21 protein-coding genes are annotated in these 26980 nt (G+C 38.4%); 12 read left to right on the top strand and 9 right to left on the bottom strand.

Annotated features, from left to right (window positions below; translation table 11 throughout):
- Positions 1 to 159: 159 nt before the first annotated feature.
- The 4 genes from BLR27_RS18530 (at position 160) to BLR27_RS11960 (ending at position 6269) form a co-directional block, all read left to right on the top strand.
- The gene (locus BLR27_RS18530) at positions 160 to 333 is read left to right on the top strand and encodes a hypothetical protein (RefSeq protein WP_176767687.1); all 174 of its coding nucleotides are present in this window, start codon (positions 160 to 162) and stop codon (positions 331 to 333) included.
- 7 nt (positions 334 to 340) lie between these two features.
- Entirely contained in the window at positions 341 to 1678 is a 1338-nt protein-coding gene (locus BLR27_RS11970; protein ID WP_090705181.1) for a TolC family protein, read from the top strand.
- Positions 1679 to 1762: 84 nt separating this feature from the next.
- Positions 1763 to 2857, top strand: a complete 1095-nt coding sequence (locus BLR27_RS11965) for an efflux RND transporter periplasmic adaptor subunit (RefSeq protein ID WP_090705180.1) — start codon at positions 1763 to 1765, stop codon at positions 2855 to 2857.
- Positions 2858 to 2882: 25 nt separating this feature from the next.
- Positions 2883 to 6269: an efflux RND transporter permease subunit gene (locus BLR27_RS11960; RefSeq protein WP_090705178.1), complete on the top strand. Its 3387-nt coding sequence runs from the start codon at positions 2883 to 2885 to the stop codon at positions 6267 to 6269.
- A 1005-nt stretch (positions 6270 to 7274) separates the two neighbouring features.
- Here BLR27_RS11960 and BLR27_RS11950 read toward each other — a convergent pair.
- A complete protein-coding gene (locus tag BLR27_RS11950; protein ID WP_090705174.1) occupies positions 7275 to 7466 on the bottom strand; it encodes a hypothetical protein in 192 nt (63 codons plus the stop codon).
- Between the two features lie 136 nt (positions 7467 to 7602).
- On the opposite strand from BLR27_RS11950, the gene BLR27_RS11945 reads away from it, so the two are divergent.
- Together BLR27_RS11945 and BLR27_RS11940 are read left to right on the top strand one after the other, a co-directional pair.
- Positions 7603 to 8169, top strand: coding sequence for an RNA polymerase sigma factor (locus BLR27_RS11945; protein ID WP_090705172.1), 567 nt, complete (start codon positions 7603 to 7605; stop codon positions 8167 to 8169).
- Positions 8170 to 8176: 7 nt separating this feature from the next.
- A complete protein-coding gene (locus tag BLR27_RS11940) occupies positions 8177 to 9271 on the top strand; it encodes a S1C family serine protease (protein WP_245704499.1) in 1095 nt (364 codons plus the stop codon).
- 93 nt (positions 9272 to 9364) lie between these two features.
- On the opposite strand, the gene BLR27_RS11935 is transcribed toward BLR27_RS11940, so the two are convergent.
- From BLR27_RS11935 to pdxH, 3 genes are read right to left on the bottom strand one after another with little or no spacing between them, the layout of a single operon-like run.
- Positions 9365 to 10546, bottom strand: a complete 1182-nt coding sequence (locus BLR27_RS11935; RefSeq protein ID WP_090705170.1) for an NADH-quinone oxidoreductase subunit D — start codon at positions 10544 to 10546, stop codon at positions 9365 to 9367.
- Positions 10547 to 10576: 30 nt separating this feature from the next.
- Positions 10577 to 11074 (bottom strand): NADH-quinone oxidoreductase subunit C, encoded by a 498-nt coding sequence (locus tag BLR27_RS11930; protein ID WP_090705169.1) that lies wholly within the window; start codon positions 11072 to 11074, stop codon positions 10577 to 10579.
- Positions 11075 to 11082: 8 nt separating this feature from the next.
- Positions 11083 to 11736 carry a pyridoxamine 5'-phosphate oxidase gene (pdxH, locus tag BLR27_RS11925; RefSeq protein WP_090705167.1) on the bottom strand — a complete coding sequence of 218 codons (654 nt, stop codon included), beginning with the start codon at positions 11734 to 11736 and terminating at the stop codon, positions 11083 to 11085.
- Between the two features lie 347 nt (positions 11737 to 12083).
- Between pdxH and BLR27_RS11920 the strand changes: the two genes are divergently transcribed.
- A complete protein-coding gene (locus BLR27_RS11920) occupies positions 12084 to 12647 on the top strand; it encodes a YqgE/AlgH family protein (protein ID WP_090705166.1) in 564 nt (187 codons plus the stop codon).
- A gap of 134 nt (positions 12648 to 12781) precedes the next feature.
- Here BLR27_RS11920 and purE read toward each other — a convergent pair whose 3' ends face one another.
- The 4 genes from purE to BLR27_RS11900 form a co-directional block, all read right to left on the bottom strand.
- Positions 12782 to 13294 (bottom strand): 5-(carboxyamino)imidazole ribonucleotide mutase, encoded by a 513-nt coding sequence (gene purE / locus BLR27_RS11915; protein ID WP_090705164.1) that lies wholly within the window; start codon positions 13292 to 13294, stop codon positions 12782 to 12784.
- Between the two features lie 46 nt (positions 13295 to 13340).
- Positions 13341 to 14480: a 5-(carboxyamino)imidazole ribonucleotide synthase gene (locus tag BLR27_RS11910; protein WP_090705163.1), complete on the bottom strand. Its 1140-nt coding sequence runs from the start codon at positions 14478 to 14480 to the stop codon at positions 13341 to 13343.
- Between the two features lie 107 nt (positions 14481 to 14587).
- Positions 14588 to 15070, bottom strand: coding sequence for an NADH-quinone oxidoreductase subunit B (locus BLR27_RS11905; RefSeq protein ID WP_090705162.1), 483 nt, complete (start codon positions 15068 to 15070; stop codon positions 14588 to 14590).
- Complete coding sequence (locus tag BLR27_RS11900) at positions 15067 to 15660, bottom strand: NADH-quinone oxidoreductase subunit A (protein WP_090705160.1); 594 nt, start codon at positions 15658 to 15660, stop codon at positions 15067 to 15069. The genes BLR27_RS11905 and BLR27_RS11900 overlap by 4 nt, the downstream gene beginning before the upstream one ends.
- Before the next feature lie 142 nt (positions 15661 to 15802).
- Here BLR27_RS11900 and BLR27_RS11895 point away from each other — a divergent pair, with 142 nt between their 5' ends.
- Both BLR27_RS11895 and BLR27_RS11890 read left to right on the top strand, forming a co-directional pair.
- Positions 15803 to 18061 (top strand): Tex family protein, encoded by a 2259-nt coding sequence (locus BLR27_RS11895; protein WP_090705158.1) that lies wholly within the window; start codon positions 15803 to 15805, stop codon positions 18059 to 18061.
- Positions 18062 to 18088: 27 nt separating this feature from the next.
- Positions 18089 to 19288 carry a BaiN/RdsA family NAD(P)/FAD-dependent oxidoreductase gene (locus tag BLR27_RS11890; RefSeq protein WP_090705194.1) on the top strand — a complete coding sequence of 400 codons (1200 nt, stop codon included), beginning with the start codon at positions 18089 to 18091 and terminating at the stop codon, positions 19286 to 19288.
- Positions 19289 to 19350: 62 nt separating this feature from the next.
- Here BLR27_RS11890 and BLR27_RS11885 read toward each other — a convergent pair whose 3' ends face one another.
- The gene (locus BLR27_RS11885; protein WP_090705156.1) at positions 19351 to 22590 is read right to left on the bottom strand and encodes an amidohydrolase family protein; all 3240 of its coding nucleotides are present in this window, start codon (positions 22588 to 22590) and stop codon (positions 19351 to 19353) included.
- Positions 22591 to 22702: 112 nt separating this feature from the next.
- On the opposite strand from BLR27_RS11885, the gene BLR27_RS11880 reads away from it, so the two are divergent.
- From BLR27_RS11880 to BLR27_RS11870, 3 genes are all read left to right on the top strand, one after another.
- Complete coding sequence (locus BLR27_RS11880) at positions 22703 to 24595, top strand: RecQ family ATP-dependent DNA helicase (RefSeq protein WP_090705154.1); 1893 nt, start codon at positions 22703 to 22705, stop codon at positions 24593 to 24595.
- A 201-nt stretch (positions 24596 to 24796) separates the two neighbouring features.
- Entirely contained in the window at positions 24797 to 25516 is a 720-nt protein-coding gene (locus BLR27_RS11875) for a head GIN domain-containing protein (protein ID WP_176767686.1), read from the top strand.
- A gap of 130 nt (positions 25517 to 25646) precedes the next feature.
- Complete coding sequence (locus BLR27_RS11870) at positions 25647 to 26957, top strand: MFS transporter (RefSeq protein WP_090705151.1); 1311 nt, start codon at positions 25647 to 25649, stop codon at positions 26955 to 26957.
- Positions 26958 to 26980 lie beyond the last annotated feature (23 nt).

The following is a 26980-nucleotide window of genomic DNA, read 5'->3' as shown; positions in this document are numbered from 1 at the left end:
AAGCCTTCCATCAAATCACAGTTTGAGTTTGATCAAACCAAATCCCTACAACTTTCTTTTTAACTTGAATAAGCCTTATATCGAACTCACGTTAAGTTAATAAGGGGAATTAATGAAGGATATTATCGGGAGGATATAAAGACAGATATACTTACTCAAATGCGATTAGAGCAAATTGATCTGATCTTTAGTAATTCATCGGCGTATACAAATGGAAAATATGGATTAGCACAGGTAATGGCCGAATTAACAGAACACTTTCTATATGGTATCTGCACTTTAAAAGGCCATAAATTGATTAATAAATACAAGGAAATAATAGAAGAAGAATAAAATAAATATGAAATATAAATATCTAAGCTTAATTTTTTGCCTTTTTTCTGTGGTATCAGTCAAGGCGCAATTAACTGATTCTCTGGCAAGTTTTAGCTTGAAAGAAGCTATTGATTATGCACAAAATCACCAGACCTCGGTTTTGAATGCAACCATTGATGAAGAAATCGCCAAAAATACTGTTAAACAAACAATTGGTATTGGTTTACCTCAGGTTAATGGAAATGTCAACTTTCAGGATTTCCTAAAGGTGCCGACTAATTTATTACCGGGAGAGTTTTTCGGGCAGCCAGGAACTCAGGTTCCTGTACAGTTCGGTGTTCAATATCAATCCTCTTTTGGTTTGGAATTAAATCAGTTGTTATTTGATGGGTCCTATCTGGTAGGCTTACAGGCTTCCAAAACATTTAAGGAGCTTTCCAATAAGAATTTGAAACGTAGCCGCATTGAAACAGCAGTGGCAGTAACGAAGGCTTATTATTCGGTTTTGGTCAGTAACGAGCAGTTAAGTCTCCTTGATGCCAACATGGCTCGATTAAAGAAATCTTTAAATGATACTGAAGCACTTTTCAAGAACGGATTTGTTGAAAAGATCGATGTGGATAGATTAACAGTATTGAATAATAACCTTGAAACTGAACGTGGAAATGTGATCAGGTTATTGGAGCTGAACGTGAACCTGTTGAAATTTCAAATGGGTATGAACATTCAATTCAAACTGGCGCTAAAAGATTCGATAGGAAGCTTGCAGGTTGAAGAGTCGATAGCAGTTAGAGATACTACCGCTTACCAAAACAGAATCGAATATTCTTTGCTGGAAACTCAGAAAAAGCTGAATGAACTAGATCTTAAAAGATATAAAAGTTTGTTTCTGCCATCTCTGTCTGCTTTTGGAAGCACTTCAAGAAGTTTGCAGTCAAATGAATTTTTAAGCTTAATGGACAGGAGTTTTCCAACAACAGTTATTGGATTTCGTCTGTCAGTTCCACTCATTTCAGGAGGCATAAAAACATATCAGGTTCGTAATGCTAAGCTGGAAGTTTTAAAGACCGAAAATAACCTTGTTAACCTTAGAAATGGGATCAATCTGGAAGTTGAACAGGCACAAACGGTTTATCGTAATGGTTTGAAATCATTGGAAAATCAAAAGCGCAATATGGAATTAGCTCAAGAGGTATTAAGAGTAACAAAGATCAAATACGAGCAGGGAGTTGGTTCGAGTATCGAAGTAACAACAGCTGAAACCTCTTTAAAGGAATCACAGAATAACTACATCAACGCCTTATATGATCTTCTGATAAATAAGGTTAATGTTGATAGAGCCTTAGGTAAAATTGTCTATTAATATCCAGCAAAAATATATACTAATAGCACTCATTATTGAATTGCTGCCAGTCTTGACATAATTAAAATCAAAAATTAAACACAAATGAAGAAAATAATATTCATCTCTGCTGCCGTTTTTTTGGCCTCTTGTGGAGGAAAACCCACCGACAAGAAATCTGAACTTGACGCCTTAAAAAAGGAGAGAACGGAACTTAATGCAAAAATAGAAAAACTTGAAAGTGAAGTTGGCATTGCCGCTGCAGCCAATGATGTAAAAGATGTGAATGTTCTGGAAGTTACTGAAAGCTCATTTCAGAATTATCTTGAAGTGCAGGGTAAGATCGATGCAGAAGAAAATGTTCAGGTTAATCCGGAAGCTCAGGGTGTTGTAACTGCGGTATTTGCAAATATCGGACAGAACGTAGTTAAGGGTCAGGTATTGGCACAAATAGATGATCAGGTGTTGCGCCAGAATATTTCAGAACTACAAACCCAGCTTGAGCTTGCGACAACGCTTTTTGAACGACAGAAGAATCTCTGGAATCAAAAAATTGGAACAGAGGTTCAGTATTTGAGTGCCAAAACTCAAAAAGATGCTGCAGAGCGTCGTATTGCAACTTTGAGATCTCAGATGTCAATGTATAAAATTAAGTCTCCAATATCAGGCAGCATTGATGCTATGGATCTGAAAGTAGGTCAGGCAGTTATGCCTGGAATGTCTGGCATTCGGGTTGTAAATGCAAATAAATTAACAGCTAAGGCACAGATAGCTGAATCTTATGCCAGCCGTGTAAACCAGGGTGACAATGTCCAGGTAATTTTGCCTGATGTTCCGGATACTGTTTCGACTAAGATTTCCTTTGCCTCAAAAACCATAGATCCGGTTTCCAGAAGTTTTAATGTTGAAATTAAGCTTCCTTCAAACCGGAATTACCGTCCAAACATGCTTGCAGTTCTTAAAATAATCGATTATCAGAATTCTAAGGCGCTGGTTATCCCGGTTATTGCAATTCAAAAGGCAGAGGTTGGCGATTATGTTTTTATTTCTGAAAACGGAAAAGCAAAGAGAGTTAATATTCAGACAGGTAAAATATCTGAAGGCCGTGCTGAAATATTATCAGGTATCAAGGCAGGTGATAAGGTGATTGTTGCAGGCATGGATGGTTTAAGTCCTGGTGATTTGATAAAATCTAATTAATCAGGGTCATACATTATAGAATAAGATGAAAGACGAAAATAAAGAATTTAAACCCTCCAGTTGGGCAATTGATAACAGGACAGCAATTTATGTACTGACCGTTATTATTTCTGTCATAGGTTATTTCTCCTATGTGGGCTTGCCAAAGGAAAATTTTCCGGAGGTAATCATACCCAAAATATTTGTTCAGACCGTTTATCCCGGTACTTCTCCAGCCAATATGGAGAATCTTGTTACAAAGCAGATTGAAAAACAATTAAAATCTGCTCCTGGTCTAAAGAAAATAACCTCTAATTCTTATCAGGATTTCTCGATAATTACAGCTGAGTTTAATACTAATGTAGATATAAAAGATGCAAAGCAAAGGGTAAAGGATGCTGTAGATAAAGCAAGACAGGATCTGCCAAATGATCTCCCTAGTGATCCCAATGTGCAGGATATTAATTTGTCTGATCTCCCGATCATGTATCTGAATATTTCTGGAGACTATGATCTGAAAAGCCTTAAAAAGTACGCGGAAGATATACAGGACCAGGTAGAAAGCCTGAAAGAAATTTCTGGTGTCGATATCATCGGTGCTCTTGAGCAGGAAGTTCAGATCAATGCTGACTTGAATAAGATGGCTGCTGCTAAGATCTCCTTTGGAGATATTGAACGAGCTGTTGGATATGAAAACCTGACTATTTCTGGCGGTACCATTAAGATGGATGGGGTTCGCAGAACATTGAACGTTAAAAAGGAATTTGCCAGTGCCGATGAAATATCTGATCTGATCATTAAAACTCCCACGGGTTCATCTTTATATTTAAGAGATATTGCCGAAGTAAAGGATTCATTCAAGGAGCAGGAAAGCTATGCCCGTTTATATGGGAAGAATGTAATTACACTTAACGTAAAGAAAAGAAGTGGTGAGAACCTGATTGATGCTTCGGATAAGATCAATGCACTTATTCTGGAGATGAAGCAAGGACAATTGCCCAAAAATCTTAATGTAACTGTTACCGGCGATCAATCCAACAGAACAAGAGTTACACTGCATGATCTGATCAATACCATCATTATCGGGTTTATCCTGGTAACTGTTATTCTGATGTTCTTCATGGGCATTACAAACGCTCTTTTTGTTGCCTTATCAGTGCCTCTCTCCATGTTCATTGCCTTTATGGCTATGCCGGCATTAGGAGGGATCATGGGATTCAATTTCACGATGAATATGATGGTATTGTTTTCTTTCCTTTTGGGATTGGGGATAGTAGTTGATGATGCTATTGTTGTAATTGAAAATACGCACAGGATATTTGACAATGGAAAAGTGCCTATTAAGAAGGCTGCAAAAATAGCTGCTGCAGAGGTATTTATGCCAGTTCTTTCAGGAACTCTGACAACACTTGCTCCATTTGTACCTTTGCTTTTCTGGCCGGGAGTTATTGGAGAGTTCATGTTTTTCCTTCCAATGACCCTGATCATAACTCTTTTGGCTTCTCTGCTGGTTGCATATATAATCAACCCTGTTTTTGCTGTTGATTTCATGCAGCCGGAAGATCATTCAACTGAAAAACCCGGTTTTGATAAAGGTGTGATTCGTACCCTGCTTATTTTTGGTGGAGTTGCATTAATTGGATATCTCATAAATTTCGGACTTGGAAATCTGGTCGTTTTTATCTCTTTATTATATCTCCTGAATCATTTTTACTTAAATAATACGATCAGGAATTTTCAAACGAACGTCTGGCCTCGTGCTCAGGCGAAATATGCAGGCTTACTTAGAAAGGCATTAAACTGGCCAAGAGCAATACTATGGGGAACTGTTGGTCTATTTGTCTTCACCTTAATACTTATCTCAATTGTTCCTCCCAAAATTGTGTTTTTTCCTAAGGGAGATCCCAATTTTGTTTATGTCTATGTCCAGCTTCCTGTTGGTACTGATCAGGCATATACTAATGAGGTGCTAAAGAAAGTTGAAGCAGATGTAACAAAGGTTGTAGGTAAAGACAATAAGGACGTTACTTCAATAATATCTAATGTTACCATTGGTGTAACTGACCCTCAAAGTGAAGATCAGGGTCAATACCCGAATATGGGAAAGGTGACAGTAGCATTTGCTGAATTTGGAAAACGTACAGGTGAAAGTACTTCCACTTATCTGGATAAGATAAGGGAGGCAGTTAAGGGAATTCCCGGAGCTGAAATTACAGTTGCACAGGAGCAGGGTGGACCCCCAACTGCCAAGCCGATCAGTATCGAGATCACTGGAAACAATCTCGATTCGCTCGTTAAAGTATCTGAAGATCTGAAACAATATCTTGATACAAGGCAAATTGCGGGTGTTGAAGAGTTAAAATCTGATTTTCAAAACAATAAGCCTGAGATCATTTTTGATATTGATCGTGAACGTGCTAACCGCGAAGGAATATCCAGCGGGCAGATAGGAATGGACCTGCGTACTGCAATTTTCGGCAAGGAAGTATCAAAATTTCGTGATGCAAATGAAGATTATGAAATTAATCTTCGGGCCAATGAAAGTCAGCGAAATAACCTGGATGCACTTCGAAATATGAAAGTTACCTACCGGGATATGGGTATGGGTGGAATAATTCGTCAGGTACCGCTTTCATCTTTTGCATCCATTGATTATGTAAACACCTATGGTGGAATAAAACGAAAACAAGAAAAAAGGATCATTATTCTATCTTCTAATGTACTTGGCGACTATAATCCAAATGAAGTAGTTGCTGATATTCAGCGTGAAATTACCCAGTTTAAGGCACCTGCAGGAATTGAAGTGAAAATGGCAGGGGAGCAGGAAGAGCAGCAAGAGACAATGCTGTTTCTTGGAACGGCTTTAATGATCTCATTAGGACTTATCCTGATCATTCTGGTTACCCAATTCAATTCGATAACCAAACCACTTATAATTTTGAGTGAAATTGTGTTAAGTATTATCGGAGTTTTGCTAGGTGTGACAATTTTCAGAATGGAAATGTCAATTGTAATGTCAGGAGTGGGTATTGTGGCTTTAGCAGGTATTGTGGTAAGAAATGGTATCCTGTTAGTTGAATTTACAGATCTGCTGATAGAACAAGGGATGGATGTAAGAGAGGCTATTATAGAAGCAGGCAGAACCAGGATGACACCTGTATTGCTTACAGCTACGGCAACAATGCTTGGTCTTATTCCTTTAGCTGTAGGTCTAAATATGGATTTTGTTACCCTTTTTAGTGATTTTGATGCCCACCTTTATTTTGGGGGTGACAATGTAGCTTTCTGGGGACCGTTATCCTGGACAATGATATTTGGGTTAGGATTTGCAACATTCCTGACATTGATTCTTGTGCCATGTATGTTACTAATTGGAGATTCAAATTCTAAACGTATTAAAGGCTGGTTTAAAAAGAGTAAGCAAATAGCGTAATCTTTTGTTTATTTATTACGGGCCTTGTTTACAGGGCCCGTTTTTTTTTGTTAAAAATGTAATCACTAGCGTCCTGATAAAAATGTAAATGATCAATTAAAATTGAAATCATCCCGCTCCTGCCGCAGGAGAGGGCACTTACTTTTCCCTTCAGCTGGAAAAGTAAGCAAAAGAGCCGCGGCTTCCCGGTATTTGTTGTAAAAGCACACTTTATCCTATCGGTGTAATCCAAGCCGTGTTAAGGGAAGTGAAATATATGAATGGATCTGCAACACTTCTCCGGATTACTTAAAGGCAGTGGTTTATGATCGTTAATGCAAGGATAAAGCGAGCCTTTACTGCCAAATCCCAGGAGGCCGATATCTGCATGAACGGTTGTTACCCATCGCACTGTCCCAGCTACTATTCATATCAGATAAACGGAACCGAAGAACGATTCAATCCCCAGTGCCGGAAAAATCAAAAAACAGATGCAGTTTCTTTCAAATAACACTTCCGAGCATTAGATTTTGGGATCATATCCGGACGGCTTTCATATTTTGATTTCCCCCAAAAGCAGCGATCACTTTTTTTTGATGTGTGGTGGTCTTGTGACAAAAGGCACCTAGGGATTGAAGAAGGCTTTTGGGCACTTTTGGCCTTCAAAAGTGTCGAGCCCACCCGGCGACAGAGGGAGGCAAGGTTATAGGGGGGCTCGCTTTTCGAAATTTTTAATAATGCACCCCATTTAATAGCATAAATGAAGATTTCTTGCCATTCCTTAATTTAACCGGACACCAATGGAAATGTAATTAGGGAATTACTAATACTTAATCACCTCTTAATAGAAATTCATAATGAAAGAATTCTGATTACTGCATGCTTCATCTGTTTGATAATATAAAATTGAATTTCCTTTGGAGATAATATTTATAAAATTATTGCTTTAACCTGCCATTATGGATTATTGCAAATAAAAAAAGCCATTCAGGAAATCCTGAATGGCTTTTGTAAATTTTGAATTGATTACTTAGCAGCAGAAGTATCAGCAGCAGCAACTGAATCAACAGCAGCAGTATCAACAGCAACTGAATCAACAGCCATAGAATCAACAGCAACTGAATCAACAGCAGCTTCTTCAGTTTTGTTTGAGTTACAAGCAGCAACTGATAAAGAAATAGCTAAAGCTAAGAAACCGAATTTGAAAGAATTTTTCATCGTTTAGTGTTTAAATATATTTAAATAATTTACACTTAATACCCCATTCATTAAAAGGTAACCCTTAAGATTCAAAAAAAATAAAAAAATATTTTCCCTATCATTGGGTTACAATTCCGCATAAAAAGTATTAATAGTGAAAAAAGAGATAAAAAGTTCAGGCCCAGCAGATAGTGAAATTATTTTAGGGATACTGAATGACTCAAAAGAAATACTGAATCGTTTGTATGTAACGTATTTCCCAATGGTGCTGCAACTGGTGCTAAATAATAGTGGGAACGAAGATGATGCAAAGGATGTTTTTCAAGAGTCTGTTATCGTCCTTTATAATAAAGTTAAAAGTGGAAATTTCGAGCTTAACAGTAAGCTTAAAACTTTCATATATTCTGTTTCCAGAAGGTTATGGCTTAAGCGATTAAATGCACAAAGCAAGACATTAAGAAACATAGAGGATTTTTCTGAGTTTATCCCTGTTGAAGATGACCTGGAAAGACATGAAGAAAAGGACAGACAGTTTAGAGTGATGGAACTGGCACTTAATCAATTAGGAGAGCCTTGTAAAACCATTATTGAAGATTATTATTTGCAGAGCAGATCTATGCAGGAAATCTGTGAGAAGTTTGGGTATACCAATGCTGATAATGCCAAAACTCAGAAATATAAATGCCTGCAACGCTTGAAAAAACTATTTTTTCAAGCTTAAATAAAAAATGATGAAGAGCGATATAGAATTGACCAATCAAATTGATGCCTACCTGAGAGGGGAATTAACGGATTCTGAAATAGCTGATTTTGAAAAGAAAAGGGTAGAAGATCCTGCATTCGATATTAAAGTTGTTGAACAACAGAATTTGGTTCTCCATTTAACGGATTATGCAGACAGGATGAAATTATCATCTGAAATGAATGCAATTCATGAATCATTGGATATCTACGATCTTAAGAGTCAGGTAGCTCCTGAAGCACCAATTATCAGGAGAATGTGGAAAAAATACAGGATCAACACCGCAATTGCTGCTACAGTAGCGCTTATTGCAGTTAGCGGCACACTTCTTTCTACCGGATATTTCTCAAAAACGATCTCAACAAATGTCAGCCTTTTGCGTAGAGAAATAAATAGTATCAAAAAATCTCAGAACGCTCTGATCAAAAACATTAATGATAAACCATCAACAGGTCCGGCTAATCCCGGTCAGTTTGGTGGGACAGGCTTTGCTCTATCTTCCAATGGCTATGTGGTAACTAATTACCATGTTGTTCAGGGTGCAGATTCTGTTTATGTTCAAAATTCAGAAGGTGAAGCATTTAAAGCTAAAATGATTTACATCGATCCAACTTATGACCTGGCTGTCCTGCAAATCACGGATCCAGCTTTTAAGGATCTGGATATATTACCTTATACCTTTAAAAAGACTGTTTCTGATGTTGGAGAGGATGTATTCACTATAGGCTTTCCCAGAGATGATCAGGTTTTTGGTAAAGGATACCTGAGTTCAAAAAATGGTTATGCGGGTGATACAGTCGCTTACCAGGTTTCAATTCCTGTAAACCCTGGAAATAGCGGAGGCCCGTTGCTTGACAACCGTGGTAACATCATTGGAATAATCAATGGAAAACAAACTCAGGTCGATGGAGCAGCTTTTGCTATTAAATCAACTTATATACTGAAGTCAATCGAGGCTATTCCTCAGGATTCATTAGATCAGAAGTTAATCATAAGCAAACGTAACAGCTTATCTGGATTAAGCAGAAAAGATCAGTTTAAAAAACTGGAACCATTCGTTTATATGGTTAAGGTTTATTAAGAGCAACTCCAGACTGAAATTGTAAAGCAGGGAACTTATTAATTCACAATTGCTTTAGCTTATTTGTGTATAGAGCTCTACTTAGAGCATATCTTATCTGTCAACCTCACCAAGAACAATATCTACAGATCCTAATATAGCTACGAGGTCTGCAATCAAGACGCCCCGGGTAATTTCAGGTAAAACAGAAAGATTATTGAAACTTGGAGCTCTTGCTTTAACCCGTTTTGGGATCTCGCTTTTCCCATCACTAATAAAATAATATCCCAGTTCCCCTCTGGGATTCTCTGCCCGGATGTAGAAATCCTGCTCTTTTGGTATTATCTTTTTAGGCAGCTTTGCTCTTGGGTCAAATTCAGGTCCGCGTTTAAGCTCTTTTTGAAGCCTGTCAAGACATTGTTCAATAATTCTGATGGATTCTGATACCTCATCCGCTCTGACCTTATAGCGGTCCCAGCAATCTCCGCTCTTGCCCATCTCACCCTTGCCAACAGGAATATCAAATTCCAGTTCGGGATAAGCCGAATATTCGTCTGTCCGCCTAAGATCCCATTTTAACCCTGACCCCCTCAACATAGGCCCTGAACAACCATAATTAATGGCTACATCAAGTGGAAGGATCCCAACACCAGCAGTTCTGGAAATGAATATCTGATTATCTGTAAGTAACTGATTCAGTTCTGTCAATTTGGGTTTGAAGTAGCTAACAAATTCACGGCAGCGCTCTTCAAAACCTACAGGAAGATCATAGAATAAACCACCTACCCAAATGTAATTATAGAGCATTCTGGAACCTGATGCCCATTCAAGCATGTTCATAATATGCTCCCGATCTCTGAAACACCATAAGAAAGGAGTAAATGCGCCTATATCGATCCCATACGTACCTATTGCTATCAAGTGTGAAGCGATTCTGTTAAGTTCGCACACTAAAACGCGAATGTATTCAACTCGTTTGGGGATATCTTTATCAATTCCCATCATACGTTCAACTCCCATTACAAAGGCATGGTCATTGTTCATAGAGGCTAAATAGTCCATCCTGTCAACAAAAGGGATTATTTGCTGGTAGGTAAGGCTTTCACAGTGTTTTTCAAAACATCTGTGTAAATATCCCATATGCGGGATCACTTCTTTGACTATTTCCCCATCAGTGATTAGTTCAAGGCGTAAAACACCATGTGTTGACGGATGCTGCGGACCCATATTTATGATCATCTCCTCTGGCTGGAGATTCTCAGTTAACTGATCATATCTGGTTTTTTTTACCTGCATGATTTTATTCAATGGTCAATAGGGGTTCTACTATTTTATTTTTATTCCTTTATACTCCTCTGCGGCAATGTAGTCCTTCCTGAGCGGATAACCTTCCCAGTCATCAGGTAGTAGAATTCTTCGTAAATCAGGATGCCCTTCGAATTGTATTCCTAAAAGGTCAAAAGCCTCACGTTCATGCCATTCTGCTGTTTTCCAGACTCCTGAAACTGTATTGCAAGTTGGCAATGTTGAAGTATTTCTATCATGATCAATGATCACTTTTAATACCAGCTGATGTTTATGAGGTATGGAAGCAAGATGGTAAACCACAGAGAATTTATTGTTCTCAACTCCATGATCAACACCAGTTAAACAAGAAAGAAAGTCAAACCAGGTGTTTTTATTATCCCTTAATTCCTCGCAAACAGGTACAATTAGTTCAGGTTTGATAATCAATGCAGGCTGAAGTCCGCCTGATTGAATATCCATGATCACATCAGACCCGAATTTTTCTGATAAAAGCCTTTTTATTTCATCAAAACTCATAATTTCTGTCAGGGTGCAAGACGAACTATTTTCCAGGTCTTTTTATCTGCTTTTTTGAAGATTATTCTGTCGTGCAGGCGACTTGGTCGTCCCTGCCAGAATTCAATAACCTGAGGTTTTACAAGGTATCCACCCCAAAATGCAGGTTTTGGAATAGTTTTACCGTCATAACGGGCTTCAGTTTCTTTCCAGTTCTTCTCCAATTCGTCCATTCCATCGATTACCTGGCTCTGAGGTGAAACAATGGCACCGATCTGGCTACTTTTTGGTCTGCTATGAAAATAACGATCAGATTCTTCCTTGGTTAATTTCTCAACAGTTCCTTCAATACGTACCTGCCGACCTAATTCGGCCCAATGGAATACTAGAGCAACTACCGGGTTTTTTGCCATTTCTTTACCTTTTGCACTCAGGTAATTGGTAAAGAACATGAAACCTCTCTCTTCATAGCCCTTTAGAAGAACTATGCGTGCAGAAGGTTTTCTGTCGATGCTGGTGGTTGCAAGGGTCATTGCATTGGGTTCATATACCCCTGCTTCCATAGCTTCCTTTAACCAATGCCCAAACTGTTTTATCGGATCTTTAGCAACATCCTTTTCGGATAATTTTTCAGAACTATATTCCTGGCGAAGATTTTCTAATGTTTCTTTTTCTACTGACATATTACAAATTAATTATCCGGACAATTACCCGATAAGTATAATTAATTGCAAACTTAACAATTGAACCTTGTTATTCTATTATTTCAATAATTATTAGCCGTATATTGTATTAATCTAATTTAAAGCAATAATAATGCTTTAAAATATAGGAAAGATGTTTTTGGGCGTTTTAACACGCTGTATGTTTTATCTTTTTGCCCTGAAAAGCCAAAAAGCCTACCTTAGGGTAGGTGGGGATGCCGCCTCCATTGTTAACGCAGCAGGTAATAAATTCAGATCGGTAATAATAAATATGGAAAAAATCTGTTTGATATTATTTGTCAGATAATTAACATTAAAATTGCCCTATGATAAGCCCGATTCAACCCAGGAATGGAGCCCTGCTCGTGTCCGAGCCCTTTATGATAGATCCGAACTTTAAAAGATCAGTCGTACTACTAACTGAATTTGCAGTTTCAGGTGCCGTTGGTTTTGTATTAAACCAACGAAGTAATTTGTTGCTTAATGACTTAATCTCTGATATTAAATGGGCCAATTTCCCGATCTTTATTGGAGGTCCTGTGGAAAATGATAGCCTTCATTTTGTTCACAGGTGCTATGATAAGTTAAAAAGTGGCATAGAGATCAGAGATGGAATTTTCTGGGGTGGGAATTTTGAAACTTTAAAAATACTGATACAAAATAACGAGCTGCAACATGATGAAATTAAATTTTTTATCGGTTATTCTGGTTGGGGTGCAGGTCAGCTGGAAAATGAAATGAAGGAGAATTCCTGGCTGGTGACAGATAAATTTGATTCTGAAGTGATATTCGTTGAAGATGAAGAGAATTTATGGCGTGAGGTAGTCATCGGACTCGGACCAAAATATGCCCATATTGCGAACTTTCCTGAAAATCCAAGGTGGAATTAGAGTATATATGATATGCATGCTCAGGTATTTAATTTATAGTTAATTATTGGATTTTATAAAGATAATTGCCTGGGTAAGGCAGATTTCACTCCTCAAACCAGGCAACATAAGCTCCAAATTGATAATTTTGCGGATTAGCTCTCCATTTCCCTTGCACTTTCTTCTACTTTTTGTTTTAACTCTTCCTTATAGTTAAGAAGCCGTTGGGATAATTCGGTATCAGATGTTCCTAAGATCTGTGCCGCCAGGATGCCTGCATTTTTTGCTGCATTTAAAGCAACAGTTGCAACAGGGATTCCGTTAGGCATCTGCAAAATTGATAGGATTGAATCCCAACCATCTATAGAATTAGATGATTTTACAGGTACCCCAATAACGGGAAGTTGAGTGATAGAAGCCACCATTCCAGGTAAGTGTGCTGCTCCGCCAGCACCTGCAATGATAACTTTCAAGCCTCTGTCAGATGCTGATTTAGCATATTCAAACATCCTTTCAGGAGTGCGGTGTGCAGATACTACAGTCATCTCAAAACTAACACCAAGCTCTTTTAAAATGTCAGCGGCATCCTGCATTATATTCAGGTCAGACTTGCTTCCCATGATAATACCTACCTGGCTCTTATTGTTTGAATTTGAAGTAGCACTCATTTTATTACTTTTTAATATCTGTATATTAAATACTTATGAATTTTAACTATGATTTTACTTTAATAGTGTTCTGAACAAATCTAGCTTTGTCAATGGCTTTCTGACGGTCATCATCCAGGATAGTAACATGTCCCATTTTCCGGAATGGCTTAGTTATTTTCTTACCATATAAATGGAGATAAATTCCATCAAGGGCAAGAGCCTCATTTAAACCTTCATATTTTGCAGCGCCCTCAAAACCCTTTTCACCAAGCAGATTGATCATTACAGCATTACTGATTGTACGTGTATCACCCAAAGGTAAATTGAATATGGCTCTCAGTAATTGTTCATATTGTGAGGTATAATTGCCTTCTATACTTTGGTGGCCACTATTATGTGGTCTGGGTGCGATCTCGTTCACAAGAATTTCACCATCCCTGGTAAGGAACAGCTCAACAGCAAGAATTCCAACGATCTTCAAGTCTTCCGCTACCTTCACAGCCAGTTGATCAGCTCTTTGCAGTATTTCAGAATCTAAAGTTGAAGGGGAGATTAAAAACTCAACCAGGTTTGCTTCCGGATTAAATTCCATTTCAACACATGGGAAGGTTTTAACTTCACCATTCTCATTCCTTGCCACTATTACAGCTAATTCTTTCTCAAAAGGAATAAGTTCTTCTATCAGACTAGGCTCATTGAATGCTTTTTGAAGATCATCGACACTCTTAATCGTAGTTACGCCTCTTCCATCATAGCCATCACGACGAAGTTTCTGAATATAGGGGAATGGAATATTAGCTGATAATAGCTCTTCCTTATTACCGAATAATTGAAAGGCTGCTGTTGGGATATTGTTGTCTTTAAAGAACTGTTTTTGGGTACCCTTATCCTGGATCAATCTGATCACATTTGATTGAGGATAGACTTTAACACCTTCTTTTTCCAATTGTTCGAGGGCGTCAACATTTACTTTCTCGATCTCGATGGTCAGGATATCCAGTTCTTTTCCGAAATTATAAACGGCATCATAATCTGTAAGTGAACCATGAACGAATTTCTCACAAAGGTCTTTACAGGGAGCATTGCTATCCGGATCCAAAACAAAGCTGCTGATGTTGAAATTAATTGATTCCTGTATCAGCATGCGTCCTAATTGTCCGCCACCTAATATTCCAAGTTTCAAGTCACCGTAAAATGCTTTCATATGCCTACAAGTTTAGGCGAAATCTGTGAGAATATCCAATTTGCTCTGGCTTTCATGAATTAACTATTCCTAATTTATACTCAGAAAACGCGTTCTGATTCGAGATTTTAACTGTTCAGCAGACTTTCCTGCTCTATTTTTTTCTGTAATTCAATGATCGCCCCAATTAATGCTTCTGGTCTGGGCGGACAACCCTGTACATAAATATCAACAGGGATTATACGGTCAACGCCCTTAACAACATGATAACCATGCTGCCAATAAGGGCCTCCGCAATTGGAGCACGATCCCATGGAGATCACATATTTAGGTTCCGGCATCTGCTCATAAAGCCTCTTGATGCGTTCTGCCATCTTAAAAGTCACAGTTCCTGCTATTATTATTACATCAGACTGTCGTGGGGAGGGACGTGGGAAAACTCCAAATCGATCCAGATCATAGGTCGAAGCCATTGATCCCATCATTTCTATGGCACAACAGGCAATCCCAAAGCTCATTGGCCATAGGGAAGATAAACGAGCCCAGTTGAGCAGATCGTCAACTTTAACAACCAAAACAGACCCGTTTTCATTTTTGATTTCTAAACTCACTCTGCAGGTCTTTTAAATTTAGGTTTAAATGCCGGTTTGAAAGATGAAGGATTTGCAGCTGTCTGTATCTTTTCTGGCTCAACAAGAACATTATTTAAAGCAAATTCTTTAACTTGATATTTTTCATCATTAAGAGCCTGATACACTGAAAACGAAATTTTTGTTGGTGCAGCGGGTAATAACTGCTCAGGTCTGATCCAGTTTAGATCACCTTTTTTCCAAACATAAACCAATCCGATCAATAGTATCCCTACAAAAATGAACATTTCGATCAGGCTTAACCAGCCCCATCGGGGGTCTGCATTTAATAATACCTCTTGTCCAAAAACTGTTGCCCAGGGGAAAATAAAAACCATTTCAACATCAAACAAGAGAAAAACAAGTGCAATAACATAAAACCGTGAATTGAATTGTATCCAGGAGCTTCCTGTAGGCTCTTCACCACATTCATAGGAACTTAGTTTCTCTGGGTTGGGTTTTTTAAGGGCCACGAGCCAGCCCAGAAAAAATGTAAAAAGAACGAATAAGACACCCATTATCAGATAAATAAATACTTTACCGAACTCGGATATTTGTGAGGCTTCGTTCATTGTTCAAATTTATAAATATTTGATTTAACTGCTTCAATAAGGGATATTTATTTCTTTCAATTTTTATTTGACCATTGTGGATAAGCTTTTTTTGAAATTAGAATAGATAGCCTCAAATTCGCTGTTAAATACGGGATACCTTATGACCATTAGTAAGAACAAAAAAATAGCTGCTGAACTTTCTGTAACAGAAAAACAGGTTCAGGTAACCATAAATTTGCTAGAAGAAGGCGGAACAGTGCCCTTCATTGCGCGATATCGCAAAGAAATGACAGGAAGTCTGGATGAGGTTCAGATTGCGGCTATCCGTGATAGAAATCAACAGCTAATTGAACTTGATAAGAGAAGGGAGGCCATTCTGAAATCCATGAATGAAATGGAAAAGCTTACACCTGAACTTGAAAAACAGATCCTTGAAGCTGAAACGATGACCCATCTGGAGGATATTTATCTCCCATTCAAACCCAAACGTAAAACAAAAGCCTCTGTTGCCAGAGAAAAGGGGCTGCAGAAGCTAGCAGACTTTATTATGGAACAAAATTCTGCTGATCTTGAAGCGGAAGCACTAAAATATTTAAATGAAGAAAAGGCAGTTTTAACAATTGAAGATGCTTTATCCGGAGCGAGGGACATACTTGCAGAGTTTATGGCTGAGCAACCTGATGTGAGAGGTAAAATGAGGGAACTATTCCTTCAAAAGGGCAGTTTTCATTCAAAATTGATCAAAGGCAAGGAAATAGAGGGACAGAAATATAAAGATTATTTTGACTGGACAGAGTCTGTTAAAACAGCGCCTTCTCACCGTATTTTGGCTTTAAGAAGGGCTGAAAAAGAAATTATACTTACACTTGATATCGAAGTGCCAGAAGATGATGCAATCACCATTATTGACTCATTTTTTGTTAAGGGCAGGAATGCCTCCTCAGAGCAGGTCCGTCAGGCAGCAGCAGATGCATTCAAAAGATTGATCAGGCCATCGATGGAGACAGAGATACGGTTATTCACAAAGAAGCTTGCAGATACAGAGGCTATCCGGGTTTTTGCAGATAATGCACGTCAGTTATTGCTTGCTGCCCCGGTAGGGCAAAAAAGAATTATGGCTATTGATCCGGGATTTCGTACGGGATGTAAACTGGTTTGCCTGGATGAGCAGGGTCAATTGATAGAAAATACAAATATTTATCCCCATAATGGGAATGAGGCATTGAAGGAGGCTGGTAAAACAGTTAAATTCTTGACAGAAAAATATAAAATTGAGGCGATAGCCATTGGCAATGGAACTGCCGGCCGCGAAACAGAAACCTTTGTACGTGGCTTACAGATCCCTGATCTTATCATTGTAATGGTGAACGAGAGCGGTGCATCAATTTACTCTGCATCAGATGTCGCCAGAGAGGAATTCCCGGATAAAGATATTACTGTCAGGGGAGCTGTTTCAATTGGACGCCGTTTAATGGATCCATTGGCTGAATTGGTTAAGATTGATCCAAAATCAATAGGAGTAGGGCAATACCAGCATGATGTAGATCAGAATCAGCTTCAGAGCTCTCTGGATGATACAGTGATCAGTTGTGTGAACGCAATCGGCGTGGAATTAAATACAGCTTCTAAACAGATCTTATCCTATATATCGGGCCTCGGTCCGCAGCTTGCCCAAAACATAGTCGAATATCGAAATAAGAACGGTGCTTTTAAACGAAGGAACGACCTTAAAAAGATACCACGACTGGGCGAAAAAGCTTTTGAACAGGCTGCAGGCTTCCTTCGGATCCGCAATGCTGAGCATCCTCTTGACAGCAGTGCGGTACATCCGGAACGCTATTCATTGGTTGAGAAAATGGCCAAGGATCTTAACTGTAAGCTGGAGGATCTGATGAAAGATGATCAGCTAAGAAAGAGAATTAAGCTTCAGGATTATATCAGTGAAACTGTTGGTCTCCCGACTCTGAATGATATCCTGAATGAATTGGCTAAACCAGGTCTTGATCCGCGAGATCAATTTGAGGCATTCAGTTTCTCTGATGGAATTAATGCAATTACAGATCTTCATGTAGGAATGATCCTCCCTGGAATAATAACTAATATAACAGCTTTTGGTGCTTTTGTGGATATTGGTGTTCATCAGGATGGTTTGGTGCATCTGAGCCAGATGTCAAACAAATTCATTAAGGATCCAAATGAAGTGGTTAAGGTGAGCCAGAAAGTGATGGTAAAGATTACAGAGGTGGATATTGCCCGTAAACGTATAGCTCTCTCTATGAAATCTGATGAAAAGGCAGAACCAAGACCAAAGCCAGCTATTCAACATAAACCTTTTGTTAAAAAGGTTGAAAAAGCAATAGCTGAGCCTGAGACAGATATCGCGATAAAACTTGCTGCTTTAAAGAATAGATTTTCCTAAACTTATCGGTTTATCTTTGCGATGAATATGGGAGATACTTTTGATGCTGTAATTATTGGTGGTGGAGCCTGCGGACTAATGTGTGCGGTGCAGGCCGGATATCTAGGCAAAAGAACTTTGATACTTGAAAAGAATGAAAAAGTTGGAGCCAAGATCCTGATTTCGGGTGGAGGACGGTGTAATTATACCAATCTGTATTCCGGAGAATCTAATTTTATTTCAGCGAATCCTCATTTTTGTAAGTCAGCATTTTCGCAATATTCTGTTGAAGATACGATCAGTTTTTTTGAAACTTATGGTATAAACGGACAGGAAAAGACGCTGGGTCAGTTATTCCCGGAGAGTAATAATGCCAAAGATATTGTTCGTGTTTTTGAATCACTTTGTGCAGACCTCGGGCAAAAGATCCTTACTAATGCTGAAGTTAAAGAGGTGGTGAAATTGGAGTCGGGTGATTTTAAGATCACTTATACTCTTGCCAATAAACTTAAAGAAGTAATTGCTCCCAGTGTAGTAATTGCTGCCGGTGGCTTGCCAATTCCCAAAATGGGTGCAACTGACTTTGGTTTGAAAGTAGCGAGGCAATTCGGAATGAAAATAACCGAAACGGCTCCCGCATTAGTCCCTCTTACTATTACAGGAAAGGATGCCGATTGGTATGCAAAGCTTAGTGGTAATTCGATTTTTTGCAGGGTTTCTAATGACAAAATAAGCTTCGAAGAAAATATTTTATTCACGCATTGGGGCCTGAGTGGACCGGCTATACTGCAAATTTCATCGTACTGGAAACCAGGTGAGCAGATCAGGATAGACCTGCTTCCAAATGATAATATCACTGAAATTATTCAGTCACAAAAGCTGGTTAATGGCCGAAAAACACTTCTGGGACTTCTTTCAGACCTTTTCACCCGAAAATTTGCAGATGCACTTGACAAATATTTGCCTGTAGAGAAGAACCTTGCTTCATTGACCAGGGAAGACTTACTACTGATCGATCAGCAGATTCATAAATTTGATGTTAAACCGGCAGGCGACAAAGGATACGATAAGGCGGAAGTGATGAGGGGTGGAGTGGCAACGGATGAACTTTCCTCAAAAACACTTGAATCAAAAAAGGTTCCCGGATTATATTTTGGAGGTGAGTGCGTCGATGTTACAGGATGGCTTGGCGGATATAACTTTCAATGGGCCTGGTCGAGTGGTTTTGTTATTGCCCAGAATATTTAAATAAAAAAACGCTGACAGATTTTTGAATTCTGTCAGCGTTAAAATCTATTTAAACTTGTGTTTTAATCACATTCCGGATGAGTAAATGTATATGTTTCAACATTTCCCTGTGGAATAGTGAAGCTTTCAGACCTGCTCATCTGCCACCAGAAGAGGTTGCGCGATTTTTCTCTGCTTATAGTTTCGTTCATCGTTGCTGAATCATAAACTCTGCCGTTAATGATCACATATTTAATTTTCTCAGTGTTTCTGATATCATCCAGGGGATTAGCATCCAGAATGATCATGTCAGCCAGTTTGCCATTTTCTAAGGAGCCAATTTCCTTTCCCATGCCCAAATGCTCGGCTCCATTTAATGTTGCGCTTCTGATTGCCTGAAGCGCAGACATACCTCCCTGTGCAAACATCCATAATTCCCAATGCGCTCCCAAGCCCTGAAGTTGTCCATGTGCACCCAGATTAACTTTTGTGCCGCCATCCTGTAATACTTTTGCTGCCCTTGAAACTTGTATATGACCATAATCGGCAAATTCTGAGGTAGTTCTTCTTCTGGATCTGGAATCAATGATCGTTCTTGGGGTAAAGCTTAATAAACGCTCGTTTTCCCAAACATTGGTTCTATCGTACCAATAGTTTTCGCCGGATTGTGCCCCATAAGCTACGATAAGGGTCGGAGTATAAGATGTTGTACTCTTATTCCATAATGTATTCACATCCTTGTAAAGTGGAGCAGGAGGGATATTATGCTCCAGACTGGTATGGCCATCCTGAACATGAGTTATATTATGAACGAAGGTTGATCCTCCTTCAGGGACTACTTCCATTTGCAATTCTCTTGCTGCCTGAATGATCTGCTGACGCTGCTCACGCCTCGGCTGATTGTATGATTTTACAGAAAATGCACCAACAGCTTTCATTCTTCTGAGTGCTGAACGCGCGTCTTCCAGACTGTTAACCACTGTTTTAAAGTCGCCATCAGCACCATATAAAATGGTGCCTGTTGAATAAACCCTTGGCCCAACCATAGTTCCGGCTTTCACCATATCTGCCTGACTAAAGATCATTTCTGTATTGGCAGATGGATCATGTGATGTTGTTACTCCAAAAGCAAGATTTGCAAAATAGCTCCAATCCTGCTGCGGTGAAACACCATCATAGCTTGCTCTTAAATGACTATGCACATCAACAATACCCGGCATAATGGTCTTTCCAGTTCCATCGATCAATTTTGCATCATCCGGAATAGCTATTTTGGCTCCAACCGCAATGATCTTATTGTTTTCAATCACAATAGTGCCGTTTTCTATTACTTCATCTCCCTTCATGGTAATGATCCTGGCATTTGTTATTGCTATTTTTCCTTCTGGTTTGTCTGATTTTAATTTAAGTTCCAGATCTATACCTAAGGTGTCAGCACGATTCGCCTTGTCACTTGCTCCCCCAAGGAATGCAAAAGAATTCTTAATTTCTTTTGAGAAATAGCGTGAACCCAGAGTCCAGTTTAGCCGTTGTGAATCTTTGCTCCAGTGAATATATGTCCCTGCATCTTTACTTACTTTAGTTAATGGTAAGGATTTGTTTCCTGATGAAAGGTCAAGAGGGGTGCCGGTGATAGTTAATGGAGTTATGTAAACATTGAATAATTCAGTAAATGCGATCCACTTGCCATCAGGGCTTGGGTTAAATAAATTAGCATAAGTGGAAGTATAATGAGTCCGGATATTTCCACCATTAAGATCAGTACTCTTTAATGCTTTTTTACCTCCCTCAGAACTCTGGAAAAATATTCGGCCGTCATCAGAACTGAAGATCGGCCTTATACCATTGTCAAGTACTTTCAACGGAGTTCCACCTTCTGTTGGTATAACATAAATTCCTGGATTTTTGCCGAACGGATATCCCAACACATCATTTCCTACACCTTTTCTGTATACGATCTTATCTCCCTTGTTTGAAAACTTAGGACTATAGTAGTATCCCTTTTCAGGGGTCATTTTTGTTAAAATAGTATCCTTCAGACTTAATTTCATGATGGAACCACGGTTTTCATCACTCCATTTAACAAAGACCAGAAATTTACCATCCGGACTAAATTCGGGTTCAAATTCAAATTCATTACCCGTTGAAATACGTTCAGATTTGCCATTCGGCAGATTTTTAAGATATATAAATCCTGCAGCATTAAACGCAACCTTTTTACCATCCGGAGATGTAGCTAACTGACGGATCATTTTTACATCAAACTCTTCACTGAATACTTTTTGTTCAAAATGCAAAGCATCCGTTATGGTTTGATTAACAGTTACATCAAATGGAATTTCACTCAAATATTGGGTTAAAACTTCAAGATTCCTGATCTTTCCCTGAGCGTAGAAAATGATGTTTTTACTGTCGGGAGTCCATGCAAAATTTGGGTATGGTCCGAAAATAGCCCATGCCTCCTGCATATCGTGGGTAAGGTTATCGTAAACAGACCATTCTTCACCAGTCTGCAGATCCTGTATAAATAACTCCGATTTCAAACGCACTCTTCTAACAAAGGCAAGAAATTTACCATCAGGTGAGATCTCCGGACGAATAGCACCTCCGTTGCCACCTGCAACCGTTTCAATTTCACCTGTTAATCGGTTTAAACGACGGATATTGTAAATTTCGCCATTTGGGTCTTTATTGTATTGGAAATTGGGACCCTGACTTACATCCTCAGAAAAATAGACAAATTTCCCATCCGGAGAGATCTCAGGTTCTCCAGCATCCTGCTGATCATTTTTCCTTTTTGTCAGCTGTACACCCTCACCACCTCCTGCAATATGGTACATCCACATTTCACCTGCTCCCAATGATCTGCCGCTGGTAAAATGTTTTCTGGCAATCAGGTATTGGTTATCTGGGGTCCAGACAGCATTATTAAGGAGTCTGAAACTTTCTTTTGTAATTGCCCTTTTTCCAGATCCGTCAGCATTCATGACCCATATATTATCACCGCCATCTTTATCGCTTGTGTAGGAAATGAATTTTCCATTAGGGCTGAACCTTGGCTGTACTTCCGACGCCATACCTCCTGCAAGTAAAACAGCTTTTCCTCCGGTAAGGGGCATTTTGTAGATATCACCCAGTAAATCAAAAACAATCGTTTGTCCATCCGGACTTACATCCAGATTCATCCATGTTCCTTCATTGGTTTGGAATGTTAATGATTTTGAAGGTCCCGTAGGTTTTTCAACATTCCATTTTGGAGTTGTTTGAGCAAACAACTGTGAAGTAAGTAATATACTTAAAATAAAAAATATCGATCTATTCATGTATTTATCTAATTGGACACGCAATTTAGCAAATATTCATAGTTTTGGTATTATCAAATTTCTTCTCCTGATCGATGATTTTTATTTCTTACCCTGAACAGACATTGTTATTATGACGATTCACAATATTCTTTCAAGATATTGGGGGTTTAATAGATTTCGTCCGCTTCAGGAGGATATCATACAGTCAGTTTTAGATGGAAAGGATACCCTTGCACTGATGCCAACTGGTGGAGGCAAATCACTTTGTTTTCAGGTTCCGGCTCTGTTAAAACCCGGAATATGTATTGTGGTTTCGCCCCTGATCGCTTTGATGAAAGATCAGGTTGAAAATCTTAAAGAAAAGGGAATTAAAGCGATAGCTATCATTTCCGGAATGGGAAAACGGGAGGTGGATATTGCCCTTGATAATTGTATCTATGGGGATATTAAATTCCTTTACCTATCCCCTGAGAGGCTTTTATCTGATCTTGTCAGGGTAAGGATCAGGCACATGAAGGTTAATTTGATCGCTATTGATGAGGCACACTGTATCTCGCAATGGGGCTATGATTTCAGACCACCCTATTTACATCTGGCAGAACTTAGAGAGATACATCCTAATGTTCCCATATTGGCTCTCACTGCAACAGCTACTGAAAGGGTAGCAGCAGATATCCAAACAAAATTAAATTTTAGAGATCCGCAGGTTTTCAGGAAATCCTTTGAACGGAAAAACCTTAGTTATCTGGTTTATAATGAGGAAAATAAACTCAGAAAACTCTTTTCTATTGCCAAAAATGTAAAAGGAACCGGCATTGTCTACGTCAGGAACAGAAGGCAAACTCAGGAAGTGGCAAGACAGCTTACCATGCAGGGTATTTCTGCTGATTTTTATCATGCAGGTCTGGATACGCCACTTAGAATGAAAAAGCAGTCTGCCTGGAAAAATTCTGAGGTGAAGGTAATAGTGGCAACGAACGCTTTTGGGATGGGTATCGACAAAGCTGATGTACGGTTTGTTGTTCACCTTGATCTCCCTGAAAGTCTTGAGGCCTATTATCAGGAAGCTGGAAGGGCAGGCAGAGATGAAAAAAAGGCCTATGTAGTCCTTTTTTATAATAATTCAGATGTACTTCAGCTTAAAAACAGGTTAGAGCAGCAATATCCTTCAATTGAAGAGATCAAACAGATCTATCATCATTTAGGCAATTATTATCAGCTCGCATATGGTGCAGGGGAAGGATTATCTCTGGAATTTGACCTCGCCGATTTTTGCAGCCGTTTTAAACTTGATCCATTCAGAACATTGCATGCCATTAAATTTCTTGAGCATGATGAATACATAGCTCTGACTGAAACTGTTTTTCTGCCATCAAGAGTTCAAGTATTATCCGGATCTGCAGATCTTTACCGATTTCAGGTTGAGCAACCTGCTTATGATCAGTTTATTAAGGTGCTTTTAAGATCATATGGCGGTATTTTTGACCAACTGTCAGCGGTTAAAGAAAGCGACCTTGGGAAAAGACTGGGAATAAGCCGTTCGGAAATTGTCAAAATTCTGGAAAAGCTTCAGACGCTGCAGATCATTAATTATATTGAGCAAACAGATAAGCCTCATTTACTTTTTATTAAACCACGGGTTGATACTTCACACCTTTTAATTGATAGAAGATATCATGCAGATCGTTACCAGGTTCATAAATCGCAGATTGAAGCGATTATTAGCTATGCGGTTAATAATAAGTGCAGAAGCCAGCAACTGTTAAATTATTTCAATGAAACTCATGCACCAGTTTGCGGAGTTTGTGATGTATGTCTTGAAAATAAAAAGGCTGTAAAGAAGGCCGGAAGTACGGATGAAATGGTTAAATCAATACTTGATGAACTAAGTAAAAAACCATTGCATCTGACTGAACTAATTGAATGTTTGCATATAGGAAATGACAATGAAAAATTAAATGTCATCCGAATGCTTCTGGATGCAGGAACTGTCAAGGTTAATGGAGAATATTACTATTTATAATTCATAGTTGTTTTCCGAATTCAATACCTTAAAAGTCCTGTAAGGAAATTTGATTTTAGGGTTATCATAGTTTTATATGTTTATAGCTTATTTCAGTTACAAATATATCCCGAAACGAAATTTCAATTGAATCGAATACATTTTATTGTTACATTAATGTAACATAACATTATGCCTCGTTGTCCTAAAATAAAAAACATCATGAAAAAGCTCTTTTTTATATTTTCAGTTCCTTTCATAGGTATCCTGCTTCTTAGCTCCTGCGGTGAAATGAATTGTATAAGTGGATCTGGTAATCAGGTTACAGAGAACAGAAATATAGATCCTTTTACAAAAATCGAAACCAGTGGGTCGATGAAAGTAGTGCTTAGACAGGATTCACTTAGTTCTTTGAGGATAGTTGCGGATGATAATATCCAAAAGGAAATACAAACAAAGGTTAAGGGAAATACCTTATTGATAGATATGGATGGTAGTTTTTGTGATTCTGGTCCAATAACAATTTACCTTGGTTCCAGGACTTTCGATGGAATTGATGCTTCTGGTGCAGTAGAAATTATAAGTGATGGGAAGTTAAATGTTCAGGATTTTGCAATCGATTTGCAGGGTTCAAGTAAAGTGATATTAGATTTGAACGCCGCAAATCTAATGACGTCATCAAGTGGTTCTTCCGAGATTATTCTAAAAGGTCAGGCTGGATCTCATGAACTGGACCTTTCTGGTTCAAGTGAGATCGAAGCATTGGATCTGATAGTCGGGAAATACAGGATAAATACCTCTGGAGCTAGTCATTCACGTATCAATGTATTAAATGAACTGGACATAAGTTCAAGAGGTGCAAGTAAAGTGGAATATCGTGGTAAACCTGTTAAAATTACAAATGATGAATCCGGAGCTTCCAGTTTAAAATCTATTAATTAATAGTTCTTTGAATTTATAGCACTTTAATTTTCTTTAAGATTGATTATTTTTCTTTATTTTGACTTCCTGACCTATTCAAATTATTAACCTGTTAGGGTTGCATTTGATTAAAAATGTCTTGATCTGATAAATGCGCAATAATAAAGCTACTATTAAGGCATGGGCCATGTTTGACTGGTCGAACTCTGCTTATAACCTTGTTATTACTTCTACAATTTTCCCTGCATATTATACCATAATTACCACTACGCAGCAAAACGGTGATAAGGTGACTTTTTTTGGAAGAATATTTACGAATACTGCCCTTTCCAATTATGCTCTTTCAGTTGCATATTTGATTATGGCATTGCTGCTTCCTGTATTATCCTCTATTGCAGATTTCAGGGGGAATAAAAAGGTGTTTATGAAAGCTTTTACCTATATCGGCAGTTTTGCCTGTGCAGGATTATTCTTTTTTAAGCTCGAGACGCTGGAATTAGGCATTATTTGTTTTACCCTTGCTGCTATGGGTTATATTGGTGGTGTGATGTTCAATAATTCTTATCTCCCCGAAATAGCTACAATTGATCAACAGGATAGGGTTAGTGCCAAAGGATTTGCTTATGGCTATGTTGGAAGTGTTTTATTGCAGATCATTTGCTTTGTTTTTGTATTAAAACCTGAATTATTTGGAATCACAGATCCTTCATTGCCAGCACGTTTATCATTTTTATTAGTTGGTATCTGGTGGATATCATTTTCACAGATTCCTTTCAGGAAATTGCCTGCAGGAAGCCCAAATTATGATAAACTATCTAAAGTTGATGTTAAAAGTGGTTTTCAGGAACTTGTGAAGGTCTGGCATCAGTTAAAGAAAATGGTGATCCTGAAAAGGTTTCTTCTGGGATTCTTTTTTTATTCTATGGGTGTTCAAACAATTATGCTTGTAGCTGCAGGCTTTGGTGAAAAGGTTCTGAAATTAGGTACTTCTAAGTTAATAGTGATTATACTAATTATACAGCTGGTAGCTATTTTAGGGGCTCTGATCATGTCATACTTCGCGAAGAAATATGGAAACATTCAAGTTATAATTGCTGTTTTATTGGTATGGATAGGTGTTTGTGCAGCAGCCTATTATATACAAAATGAGGTTCAGTTCTATGTAATTGCTGCTGTTGTGGGACTCGTAATGGGAGGTATACAATCTATCTCAAGATCTACTTATTCCAAATTTTTGCCTGAAAACACTCCCGATACTGCTTCTTTCTTTAGTTTTTATGATGTTACTGAGAAAATAGCTATCGTAATCGGATTATTCAGCTTTGCATATATTGAGGAGTTTACAGGCAGCATGCGGAATTCAGCCATAAGTCTTGCTGGCTTTTTTATCATTGGTTTATTGATTTTATTGTCACTCTTGTTTTTAAAATCAGAATCTTCTGCTTCATTGCCTGTGGAGTAGTTTTTTTTTCTGAATTTAGCGCT

Origin of the sequence: Daejeonella rubra, assembly GCF_900103545.1 — a bacterium.
Classification (GTDB): domain Bacteria; phylum Bacteroidota; class Bacteroidia; order Sphingobacteriales; family Sphingobacteriaceae; genus Daejeonella; species Daejeonella rubra.
The sequence above is the reverse complement of the archived record's forward strand: the minus strand, read 5'-3'. Positions and strand labels throughout refer to the sequence as shown.